Below are 11,360 nucleotides of genomic sequence, written 5' to 3' on the forward strand. Positions count from 1 at the left end.
GCGGTCATCCCCAGCCGGAGATAAACCATGTCGTTTCGCCTGAAGCACGCCAGCGCGCTGGTGGCTGCCGCCTGTATCGCGCTGGCGCCGGTCGCGCCACAGGCGGCAACCCCGCCCAAGACGGTCACGCCGCTCACCTGGCCCCGCAATTTCGACGCGGCCAGCGAGCATGTCGAGCTATATCAGCCCGAGATCGAGAAGTGGGAGGGCAACCGCATGTCCGGCCGTGCCGCGGTGGCAGTCGGCGCGAAGGACGGAACGCCGACTTATGGCGTGGTCCGTTTCTCGGCCATCGCCGATATCGACAAGCCATCGGCGCTGGTTCAACTGACCCGGATCACCATTGAAAGTGTCGAGGTGCCGACGCGCCCGGACGCCGCCGACCAGGTGCGCAACGCGCTGCTGGCCCGGCTGCCGCCCGACGGCCTGACCGTGCCGCTGGACGAACTCCAGGCCAGCTACGCCGTTTCGCGCCAGCTGGCCAGCGCCGCGCGGGTGACGGTGAAGAACGATGCACCGCGGATCATCTTTGCCACCACGCCGACCCTGCTGGTGCTGGTGGACGGCGACCCGGCCTGGCGCCCGGTACCGGGCACCGGGTACGAGCGCGCGCTCAACAGCCGGGCCCTGCTGCTGCGCGAGCCCGGCGGCGAGCTGTACCTGCAGGCGGCAGGGTACTGGTACCGATCCGAGTCCGCTGGCGGCTCCTGGGAGGTGATGTCGACCGTGCCGAAGGCCCTGCAGGCCGCAGCAGCCAAGGCCGCCGCGTCATCCAGACCAGATGCGATGCTGCCGGCGGACGGCAAGCGCCCCGCGCGCGGACCCGACATCCTGCTGGCGACGCGGCCGACCGAACTCGTGGTGACCAGCGGCGCGCCGCAGATGACGCCGGTGGGCGGTGGCAGGCTGCTGGCCATGTCCAATGCCGACCACGCGGTGTTCGTGGATCCGGCCTCCAACAACTACTACGTGCTGGTGTCTGGCCGTTGGTTCCGCGCCACGATGCTGCCAGGCCCCTGGGAGTATGTGCCGGGCGCCGAGCTGCCGGCAGATTTCGCGAAGATCGCCCCGAACGATCCCAAGGCCAACGTGCTGGTGTCGGTGCCGGGCACGCCGCAGGCGAAGGAAGCCGCGATCGCCGCCACCATTCCGCAGACGGCCACCGTGTCGCGCGCCAAGGCGGAGCTGACCGTGGCCTATGACGGCGCGCCGCGCTTCGTGCCGATCACCGGCACGTCGCTCAGCTACGCGGCCAACACCGGCACGCCGGTGATCGAAGTCGACAGCGGCCATTACTACGCCGTGGCCAACGGCATCTGGTTCACGGCGCTCTCGCCGGCGGGCGCCTGGCGCGTGGCGACCGAGGTGCCATCGGCCATCTACACGATTCCGCCGAGTTCCCCGGTCTACTACGTGACATACGTGCGCATCTACTCGGTCACGCCGGAGACCGTCGTGGTGGGCTACACCCCGGGCTATATGGGTGTGGTGGTCAATGCCGACGGTACCGTGGTGTACGGCACCGGCTACGTCTATCCGGCTTACGTGGGCGCGGTCTACTACGGCTATCCGGTCACTTACGGCTACGGCGCCGGCTTCGGCATCGGCCTGGCCGAGGGGTTTGCATTCGGCTTCGCGGCCGGTGCATTCTGGGGCGCGGCATCGCCGTACTGGGGACCGTACTGGTGGGGCGGCGGCCCCTACAACTGGAATTACGTGAACGTGAACCAGGCCAACTTCTATGGCCGCTGGGGGCAGGGCACGGTCACGCACGCCCAGGGCTGGAACGCCTGGACCGGCACTGAGTGGCGCGGCACCGCGGCCTCCGGGTTCAACCCGGCGACGGGAGCGCAGTTCCAGGGCAGCCGTGGCGCCGCCTTTAATCCGTATTCCGGCAATTTCGCGGCGGGGCGGCAGGGGGCGTTCGCCAATCCGTCCACCGGCCGTGAAGGCGCCGGGCGTGGCGGCGTCGTCGGCAACGAATACACCGGCAACTACGCGGCCGGGCGCCAGGCCGCGGGCTACAACGCCCAGACCGGGCGCGTGGGCGCGGCCGAGGCCGGCATCGCCGGCAATGCCCAGACCGGCCAGCACACGGCGGCCAGCCGTGGCTTTGTCGCCAACCCGGACAAGGGCAATGCGGTGGTCTGGAACAACGGCAATGTCTATGCCGGCCACGACGGGTCTGTGTACCAGCACACCGACAACGGCTGGCAAAAGCACACGCCAGGCGGCTGGGAGCCCGTGCAGTCCGGCAACGAAGTCACCGGCCGGCTGGATCAGCAACGCCAGGCTCGCGAGGTCGGGCAGCAACGCTTCCAGGGCGCGGCGCAGCAGTGGCAGGGTGGTGGCCGCTTCGGCGGCGGCGGCTCCCGGGGCGGCGGCCGGTTCCACGGCGGCTTCCGGCGTTGACGCGCATGGCGGTCGCGCGAGCCGGCACGAGCGCATGACCGCCGGGAGGCGCGACGAAATGAGTAAACACGGACACAAAAAGTTTGAATAGGCGCGCCCTGAGGCGCGCCGTAACCTGCCTGAACAGGCACCGGATCGGCCGGCTTTGGCCCGCCGTGTACGGAACAAGGGGCGGCCATGGTTGCTGGCACAGGAGGTCACGTGAGGACAATGCTCAACTGGCGCAGCGCAGCGGGGCTGCTTGCGGTCTTGCTGGTGGCGGGGTGCAGCAAGGAAAAGCCTGCGGCAGTTGCGCCTCCTGCGGCGGAGGTCGGGGTTATGACGGTGGCGCTGCGGGACGTGCCACTGGTCTACGATTTCGTCGGCCAGACCGAGAGTTCGCAGCAGGTGGAGATCCGGGCGCGCGTCAACGGCTTCCTGGACAAGCGGGTCTATACCGAAGGCGCCGTGGTCAAGGCCGGCCAGACCCTGTTCCTGATGGACCGCAAGCCGTTCGAGGCCACCTTGCAGGCGGCCGAGGCCGAACTGGGGCAGCAGCAGGCACGACTGTCCACGGCCCGCGCGGACCTGAAGCGCGTACGGCCGCTGGCCGAGCGCAACGCCCTGAGCCAGCGCGACCTCGATGATGCCGTGGGCAAGGAACAGGCCGCCGCGGCGGCCGTCGAAGGCGCACGGGCCAATGTCATCAGCGCCAGGCTCAACCTGGGCTATACGACCATCACATCGCCGGTGGCCGGCCTGTCGAGCTTTGCCAAGCGCCAGCCCGGCTCCTATATCGACCCGACCAACAGCCTGCTGACGTACGTCGCCAAGCTCGACCCGATGTGGGTGAACTTCAGCCTGTCCGAGAATGAAGTGCTGCGGATGCGCACGGAACGCGAAGCGGGCACGATCAAGTATCCGGCGCAGGACAAGTTCGAGATCGTCATCGTGCTGGCCGACGGTACCGAGTTCCCGAACCACGGGCGCATTGCCTTTGCCGACGCGTCGTTCAACGCCGAAACCGGCACCTACCTGATTCGTGCCGAGGTGAGCAACCCGGAAGGCGTGCTGCGCCCCGGCCAGTTCGTGCGGGTCAAGGTGCATGGCGCCACGCGCACGAATGCGATTGCCGTGCCGCAGGACGCGATCATCCAGAGCCAGCGCGGCCAGACGGTGTGGGTGATCGGGGCTGACAACAAGGCCCAGCAACGCGTGGTCGACGTCGGCGAGTGGACCGGCAACAACTGGGTGGTGCGTTCCGGGCTGAAGGCAGGGGAGCGCGTGGCGGTGACCGGCACGCTGCGCCTCGCGCCAGGGGCACCGGTCAAGCCGGTCGAGGCCAAGCCGGGCACTGCGCCCGCTGCGGCCAGTGGCGCCGCGGCGGCGCCCGCGGTCCCGGCCCCGGCGTCGGCCCCGGCCCCGGCCCCGGCCCCGGCCCCGGCCCCGGCGTCGGGCAAGGCTGCGGCGGCACCCGCAGGGGGCAAGTCATGAAACTTGCCCATTTTTTTATCGACCGGCCCATCTTTGCGTCGGTCGTTTCCATCGTCATCACGGTGGGCGGCCTGGTCGCGCTGACCAAGCTGCCGATCGCCCAGTTTCCTGACATCACGCCGCCGACGATTACCGTCACCACGCGCTACCCGGGCGCCAGCGCGGAAGTGGTCGCGCAGAACGTGGCCGCGCCGATCGAGCAGCAGGTCAACGGCGCGGACCACATGATGTACATGAGCTCGACGAGTTCCTCGACGGGTGACCTGACGCTGACCTCCTATTTCGAGATCGGCACGGACCCGGAACTCGCGCAGGTGGACGTGCAGAACCGCGTCAATCTGGCGTTGCCCACCCTGCCGAGCGAGGTGACGTCGCAGGGCGTGTCGGTGCAGAAGCGTTCGTCCGCGTTCATGATGGTGATTGCCATCTACTCGCCGGACAACAGCTACAACCAGACCTTTGTCGGCAACTACGCCAACATCTATGTGCTGGATGCGATCAAGCGCATCCCGGGCGCCAACCAGTCGTCCATCTTCGGCAGTCCCGACTACGCCATGCGCATCTGGCTGCGGCCGGACCGCATGGCCTCGCTCGGGATCACGACCGAGGATGTGAAGAACGCGGTCGCGGCCCAGAACCAGCAGTTCTCCGCCGGGCGTATCGGCCAGTCGCCAACCAACGGTCCGGTGCAGCTGACGTTCCCGATCTCGACCAAGGGCCGCATGACGGAGCCGGCCGAGTTTGACAACATGATCCTGCGTGCGCAGTCCGGCGAAACGGCGCTGGTGCGGCTCAAGGACATCGGCCACGCCGAACTGGGGTCCAAGGACTATTCGCTGCGCAGCCGCTACAAGGGCAAGACGGCCACGCTGATGGCGGTCTACCAGCAGCCGGGCGCCAATGCGCTGGACGTCGCCAAGCAGGTGCGCGCCACGCTCACCGAGCTGAAGAAGAGCTTCCCGCCGGGGCTGGAGTACGAGGTCGCGCTGGACACGACCGAGTTCGTGCATGAGTCGATCAACGAAGTGGTGCATACGCTGCGCGACGCCGTGATCCTCGTGATCCTGGTGGTGTACCTGTTCCTGCAGAGCTTCCGCGCCACGCTGGTGCCGCTGCTGGCCGTGCCGGTGTCGATCATCGGTGCCTTTGTCGGCATGAGCGCGTTCGGCTTCTCGGTCAACATGCTGACCTTATTCGGCATGGTGTTAGCGATCGGCATTGTCGTGGACGATGCCATCGTGGTGATCGAGAACGTCGAGCGCAACATGACCGAGTTCAAGCTGCCACCGAAGGAAGCCGCCAAGCGGGCGATGGACGAGGTGAGCGGGCCGGTGGTTGCGATCGTGCTGGTGCTGCTCGCGGTGTTTATCCCGGTCGCATTCCTGTCCGGCATTACCGGCCAGCTCTACAAGCAGTTCGCCGTCACCATTGCCGTGTCGGTGGTGCTGTCCGGGGTCGTGGCGCTGACGCTGTCGCCAGCCATGGCGGCCATCCTGCTCAAGCCTGGCGAACACCAGAAGAACCGCTTTTTCACCTGGTTCAACAACAAGTTCGACCAGCTTATCGCCGGTTACGACAAGTCGCTGCAGGTGGTCATCCGGCGCACTGTGGTGTCGATCGCGCTCATCGTGGTCATGGTTGCCGTGAGCGTGCTGATGTTCGTGCGCATTCCCGGCTCGTTCCTGCCGGTCGAGGACCAGGGCTACCTGTTTGGCGCCGCGGTCATGCCCGACGCCGCTAGCCTGGATCGCACCGGCGACCTGACCAAGCGCGCGGAAACCTGGCTCGCCAAGCAACCCGGCGTGGCGTCGGTGGCGACCGTCGACGGCTACAGCCTGATCGACTCCCAGAACAAGGCCAATTCCGGCACGCTGTTCATCACGCTCAAGGGCTTTGGCGAACGCGGCAAGGGCGAAAGCGCCAACGACCTGATCGCCAAGGGCAAGAAGGAGTTCTCGACCTACCAGGACGGCGTGGCGATCCCGATCAACCCGCCGTCGATTCCCGGCCTGGGCACGACCGGCGGCTTCGAGTTCTGGCTGCAGAGCACCGGCGACAACACGTACCAGCAGCTTGAGGAGAGGGTGCGCGCGTTCATTGCCAAGGCACACCAGCGGCCGGAACTGACAGGCGTCAACTCCACCATCAACTCCCGCTCGCGCCAGTACCTGGTGGAGGTAGACCGCGAACGTTCCGAAACGCAGGGCGTGCCGGTGGAGAACGTGTATTCGGCGTTGCAGACCATGTTCGGGTCCCTGTACGTGAGCCAGTTCCCGAAGAACAGCCGTCTGTTCCAGGTGATCCTGCAGGCCGAACCGGATTTCCGCTCGCGGCCTGAAGACCTCGACAAGGTCTACGTGCGCAACAGCAAGGGCGACATGGTGCCGATCAAGGCGGTGACCACGACCAAGTACATGCCTGGCGCCGACATCGTCACACGCTTCAACAACTTCCCCGCCGCCAAGATTGTCGGCGATGCCGCACCGGGCTACAGCTCGGGGCAGGCACTCTCGGCCATGGAGGAGATCGCGCAGGAGGTGCTCGGCGAGGGCTACGCGTACGCGTGGAGCGGGCAGGCCTACGAAGAGAAGACCGCAGGGTCAACGGCGGTCTACGTCTTCGCCTTCGCGCTGCTGATGGTGTTCCTGATCCTGGCGGCCCAGTACGAGAAATGGTCGCTGCCGCTCGGCGTGCTGCTGGCGGTGCCGTTCGCGCTGTTCGGGGCCTTGCTTGGCATCCTGATCCGGGGCATGGAGAACGACGTCTACTTCCAGATCGGCCTGACCGTGCTGATCGCGCTGGCCGCGAAGAACGCCATCCTGATCTTCGAGTTCGCGGTGGAAATGCGCGAGAAGGAAGGGCTCAGCGCCTATGACGCCGCCATCCATGCGTCCAAGATGCGGCTGCGCCCGATCATCATGACTTCGCTCGCGTTCATCCTGGGCTGCGTGCCGCTGGCCATTGCCAGCGGCGCTTCGGCGGCCAGCCGGCAATCGCTCGGGACGGGCGTGATCGGCGGCATGCTGGGGGCCACGGTGATCGCGCTGTTCTTCATCCCGATGTTCTTCTGGGGGCTGGAGCGCATGTCCGAAGGCAAGACAAAGGGCGCAGACCAGACCGGCGGCGCGGCGCAGCCGCCTGCCACGCCTCCGGCGGGAGAACCATCATGAGACCGCGTGACTGGATGCTGGGCGCCTGCGCGGCAGCGGCGCTGGGCGGTTGCGCGATCGGCCCCAACTACCAGCGGCCGGAAACGCCCGATGTCGCGCAGTACCGCATGGACACCGGCCAGCTCGCCATCGCGGCGGACAGCGACTGGTGGAACCAGTTCGACGATCCGGTGCTCAACGCGCTGATCGACGAGGCGCTGGCGAACAACTACGACGTGCGCATTGCCGCCGCGCGCATCGACGAATTCCGCGGCCAGCTGATGGTCGCGCGCTCCGGCCTCTTCCCGCATCTGAACCTGACGGCGGCCGCCACGCGCCAGCGCGCGGGCACGTTCAACGGCACGCAGTTCGCATCGTTCGACGCGCCGCGCAATTCGTACCAGCTGCTGGCCAACGCGAGCTGGGAACTCGACCTGTGGGGCCGCATCCGGCGCCAGGCCGAGGCCGCCGAGGCCACCCTGTGGAATGCCGAATACGCGCGGCGCGGCGTGGTGCTGTCGCTCGCGGCGTCGGTGGTGCAGGGCTATGCCACGCTGCGCGGGCTCGACGCCCAGCTTGAAGTCGCGAAGCAGACACTGGACTCACGCGCCAGCGGACTCGATATCTTCAAGCAGCGATACGAGGGCGGGGTCATCTCTGAAATGGAGCTGGCCCAGGCCCAGAACGATTTCTATGTGGCGGAGGCTTCCCTGCCGCAGATCCGCACCAGCATCGCGCAGACCGAGAATGCGCTGTCGGTGCTGCTCGGCCGCCAGCCGGGGCCGATAGAACGGGGCAAGGACATCTATGCGCTGCAGGCGCCGCCAGTGGGCGCCGACCTGCCCGCGGCACTGCTGTCGCGCCGGCCCGACGTGCTGCAGGCCGAGCAGGTCGCGGTGTCGGCCAACGCGCAACTGGGCGCGGCACAGGCGCTTTACCTGCCGGCCGTCAACCTGAGCGGATTGTTCGGTGCCATCGCCTCGTCTCCGGCGGGGTTGTGGGACAGCGCATCGCGGGTGTGGGGGTTTGGTGCGGGACTGACCCAGCCCATCTTCCAGGGCGGCGCGATCCGCGGCCAGGTGCAGACCGCGTCAGCGCAGCGCACCGAGGCCATGCTGGCCTACCAGGGCACCGTGCTCGCGGCGCTGGCCGACGTGAACACCGCCCTGGCCAACGGCGTCGAGACGCGCAACCGCCTGGGCAGCCTGCGCCAGCAGGAAAAGAGCCTGACTACCTATGCCGACCAGGCCTTTGCGCGCTATGAGGGCGGCTATTCGAGCTACCTGGAAGTCACCAACGCGCGCGAGAAGCTGTTCGACGCGCAGCTGGCGGCCATCCAGGGACAGGTCGACGTGCTGAACGGCACCGCGGCGCTGTACAAGTCGCTGGGCGGCGGCTGGCCGGCGGTGCCCGATGCGGTCAGGGGCGCGGGCATGCAGGGCGACGCGCCCGTCCTAGCGCGCTGACCATTCCCCCTGGCGCACGCCCAGCGCCGTGACCAGGCCGTAGGCGGTGATCCCCATCGCCACGCCCAGGAAATGCCCGTCCAGCCCCATGCCGGCGACATTGGCGAGAAGCCAGCCGCCGCCGGCAGCCAGGCCGATCCGGCACAGCCCGGCCACGATCGGCCAGCGCATGCGGCCCGCGCCCATCGACGCGAAGTACAGCGCCATGCCCAGCCCGAAGCCGCCAAAGGCCGGCCCGACCCAGGACAGCGCGCGCGCGGCAATGGCCGTCACCTGCTCGTCCTGCGTGAACAGCCCGGCGAACCGGTGCGGCATCATGCCGACCAGCGCACCGGCCAGCCCCGCAATGAGCAGCGCCAGCAGCGCGCCGACCCACGCCGTGCGGCGCGCGGTATGCCAGTCGCCCGCGCCGACCGCGCGGCCGACCAGCGCGGTCAGCGCCGAGCCGACGCCGAACGCCAGCGGGATCATCAGGAATTCCAGCCGTGCCGAGATGCCGTAGGCGGCCACGGCGGCCGTGCCATGGTGGCGCAGCTGCGCGGTGACGAGGATGGTGGTCAGGTTGGCCACCGACGCCAGCGCGCAGGCCACCAGCCCGACCGACAGGATGCGCGCGAACAGCGCGCGGGACGGACGCATGCGCAGCACCGGCACGAAGCCCGCGCCGCCGCGCGCCACCACCACGGCCATCGCCAGCGCCGCGGCCCACGACACCGCCGCCAGCGCTGCGCCAATGCCGGCGAGACCCATGCCCATCGGCTCGGCCAGCAGCCACGACAGCAGCGGGAAGGCCACCCACATCAGCGCCAGCACGCGCGCGGCCAGGGCGTGGCGCCCGCCGCCGCGCAGCACCGAAGCCAGCGTGTTGGCGAGCCAGGCTGGCACCGCGCCCGCGCCAAACAGCCAGATAGCGTAGGTGGCCGCCGCCTCGGCTGCCGGGACACCGGCCACCGCGCCCAGCACGCCGCGCGGGAAACCCGCCAGCACGACCGCGAACGCCAGGCCGGCCGTCACCGCGATGATGAGCGCATGCAAGACCAGCGACGAGGCCTCGTCACGCTTGTCGGCCCCCAGCGCGCGGGCGATGGCGGACACGACGCCGCCGCCCATGGCGCCCGTGGACATCTGCTGCAGCAGCAGCGCAAATGGCAGCACCACCGCCCAGCCGGCCAGGGCCGCGGTGCCCTGGCGCGCGGCCAGCCAGGTTTCCGCCAGTTGCGCGCAGGACTGCAGCAGCGCGATCACGGCGGTGGGCCCTGCCAGGCTGCCGATGCGGCGCGCCAGCTCGGTCGCCGGTACGAGGTCGGCGCTGGCGGCCGTGGCGACGGTACCGGGCGCGGTCATGGCAGGCGTCTCAGCCATGGTTGTCCTCTGGCCCGGCGTCGGCTTCGCCGAAGCGGCGCCCGCAGGAAGCGGCCCGCGCCCGGACCGGGCAACACGCGGACGTCGTCCAGCGTGATCGCGGTGCCGTCGGCGCGCGTGAGCGAGGGCGTGGAAATTTCGGTGCCGCTGCGCTTGTCCTGCAGGACCGTCAGCGGCCCCTTTTCATCGGTCATCCAGCGGTCGGCCCAGGCCTTGAGCGCGACATAGGCCGGGAAGAAGTCCCGGCCTTTTTCCGTGAGCTGGTAGACATGGCGGCCGCCGCCTTCCGGCGTGACGCGGTCCAGCAGCCCGTGCGTCACGAGCGTCTTCAGCCGCGCGCTCAGGATGTTGGGCGCAATGCCGAGGTTCTTCTCGAATTCGTCGAAGCGCGTGCTGCCGTAGAAGGCTTCGCGCATCACGAGGATGGCCCAGCGCTCGCCCAGCACCGCCATCGAGCGGGCCACCGGGCAGGGCATGGTGGTGAAATCGGTGGGGGGCATAGGTCTCCGTGCCTGGCGCTGGCTTCACTATCGATTTGCAAGTTTGACGAAATGATAGCTTGCGAATTGAAAGCTTGCAGGGCGTGCTTTGGGGGGCGGATGGGGGCTGTGTTTCGCCGGCGTAGCCGGTGGGGTTTTGATTGGGGTGTCGTGCTTGGCAGACGCTGCCGTTTCGCCGGCGAAGCCGGCGAGTCACTTTTTGTCCGAGCGACAAAAAGTGACCAAAAAGCGCGTTTACGTGGTTGACGAAGGGCCCGATGGGGTGAAGACGGTACAGGGCATAGCCAGACTGCCTGCCGCGTAGATGATCAGGATAGAGACGTCGGATGAACGAAGCCGGATTACTTGGTGGCCCCTGCTAAACGCGCCATCGGTGGGACGCCTGCGGCTGCGCTGCGCGCGGCTCAGCGGAAAACAATCAGGGCAATATGGGGAAGTGGCAGGCGGAGGACCGGAAGGGACGGGAAGCACCGGCGCCAGCAACATTAATGCCGCGCGCATTCCGACCAGGACGCGCGCGCAGCGCAGCCGCAGGCGTCCCACCGCTGGCGCTGTTGGAACGCTGTACCCGAGCCCTACATGGGGATCGTACAAAAGCAGGTTATCGGAGGCACAGGTTCTGACTCACTATGCGTAGCAGGTTCGAACGGCGATCACGTTTCGCGAGACCAAAGCCGCTTGAAAACAAGGAGCGCATCGTTGATAGCCAGCCGCTCAGGCGACGCGCTCTTTGGTTACTTTCTGTCGCTTCGGCGTGTGTCAAGGTAGTTGTCGCGTCCGCCGCTATGCTGCTTTCCGGTACTCCTTAGGCTCCAACTCAGCCCGCTCGGGGTTCAGGTAGACCACTGGATCCAGCTTCCAATTCCGGATTCCCCGCGACCAGCGCAGCGGGTGCCGGGCGCGCGCAGCCTGATACACCACCATTCGTCGCGCCAGCAGGGGTATCGCTTCCCCGCGGTGCCGCTGGTTCGGCGTGACGTATTTCAGCCCGCTGTGGC

The 11,360-nt window shown here is 68.0% G+C and carries 5 protein-coding genes and 2 pseudogenes; 4 read left to right on the plus strand and 3 right to left on the minus strand.

Going from position 1 to position 11,360, the window contains the following annotated elements; all coding sequences use genetic code 11:
* Positions 1-27 precede the first annotated feature (27 nt).
* The 4 genes from KHO22_RS25310 (at position 28) to KHO22_RS25325 (ending at position 8,500) form a co-directional block, all read left to right on the plus strand.
* Positions 28-2,412, plus strand: a complete 2,385-nt coding sequence (locus KHO22_RS25310) for a carbohydrate-binding family V/XII (RefSeq protein WP_211949913.1) — start codon at positions 28-30, stop codon at positions 2,410-2,412.
* Between the two features lie 210 nt (positions 2,413-2,622).
* Positions 2,623-3,885 (plus strand): efflux RND transporter periplasmic adaptor subunit, encoded by a 1,263-nt coding sequence (locus KHO22_RS25315; RefSeq protein WP_211949924.1) that lies wholly within the window; start codon positions 2,623-2,625, stop codon positions 3,883-3,885.
* Positions 3,882-7,055: an efflux RND transporter permease subunit gene (locus tag KHO22_RS25320; protein WP_211949914.1), complete on the plus strand. Its 3,174-nt coding sequence runs from the start codon at positions 3,882-3,884 to the stop codon at positions 7,053-7,055. The genes KHO22_RS25315 and KHO22_RS25320 overlap by 4 nt, the downstream gene beginning before the upstream one ends.
* Positions 7,052-8,500, plus strand: a complete 1,449-nt coding sequence (locus tag KHO22_RS25325) for an efflux transporter outer membrane subunit (RefSeq protein WP_211949915.1) — start codon at positions 7,052-7,054, stop codon at positions 8,498-8,500. The genes KHO22_RS25320 and KHO22_RS25325 overlap by 4 nt, the downstream gene beginning before the upstream one ends.
* On the opposite strand, the gene KHO22_RS25330 is transcribed toward KHO22_RS25325, so the two are convergent.
* The 3 genes and pseudogenes from KHO22_RS25330 to KHO22_RS25340 form a co-directional block, all read right to left on the minus strand.
* On the minus strand, positions 8,489-9,862 hold the full coding sequence (locus tag KHO22_RS25330; protein ID WP_211949916.1) for an MATE family efflux transporter: 1,374 nt from the start codon (positions 9,860-9,862) through the stop codon (positions 8,489-8,491). The genes KHO22_RS25325 and KHO22_RS25330 overlap by 12 nt on opposite strands.
* Positions 9,855-10,362, minus strand: a pseudogene (locus KHO22_RS25335) (winged helix-turn-helix transcriptional regulator). Before KHO22_RS25335 ends, KHO22_RS25330 begins: the two are co-directional and overlap by 8 nt.
* A gap of 783 nt (positions 10,363-11,145) precedes the next feature.
* Positions 11,146-11,360 (minus strand): annotated as a pseudogene (locus KHO22_RS25340) (IS3 family transposase); the annotation flags it as partial.

It is taken from the genome of Cupriavidus yeoncheonensis, assembly GCF_905397275.1.
Lineage (GTDB): Bacteria > Pseudomonadota > Gammaproteobacteria > Burkholderiales > Burkholderiaceae > Cupriavidus > Cupriavidus yeoncheonensis.

Excerpts from the sequence above, each read along its gene's own strand:
- KHO22_RS25315 (WP_211949924.1), top strand. The coding sequence starts at position 2,623 with ATGCTCAACTGGCGCAGCGCAGCGGGGCTGCTTGCGGTCTTGCTGGTG.
- KHO22_RS25330 (WP_211949916.1), bottom strand. The coding sequence starts at position 9,862 with ATGGCTGAGACGCCTGCCATGACCGCGCCCGGTACCGTCGCCACGGCC.
- KHO22_RS25325 (WP_211949915.1), top strand. The coding sequence starts at position 7,052 with ATGAGACCGCGTGACTGGATGCTGGGCGCCTGCGCGGCAGCGGCGCTG.
- KHO22_RS25310 (WP_211949913.1), top strand. The coding sequence starts at position 28 with ATGTCGTTTCGCCTGAAGCACGCCAGCGCGCTGGTGGCTGCCGCCTGT.
- KHO22_RS25320 (WP_211949914.1), top strand. The coding sequence starts at position 3,882 with ATGAAACTTGCCCATTTTTTTATCGACCGGCCCATCTTTGCGTCGGTC.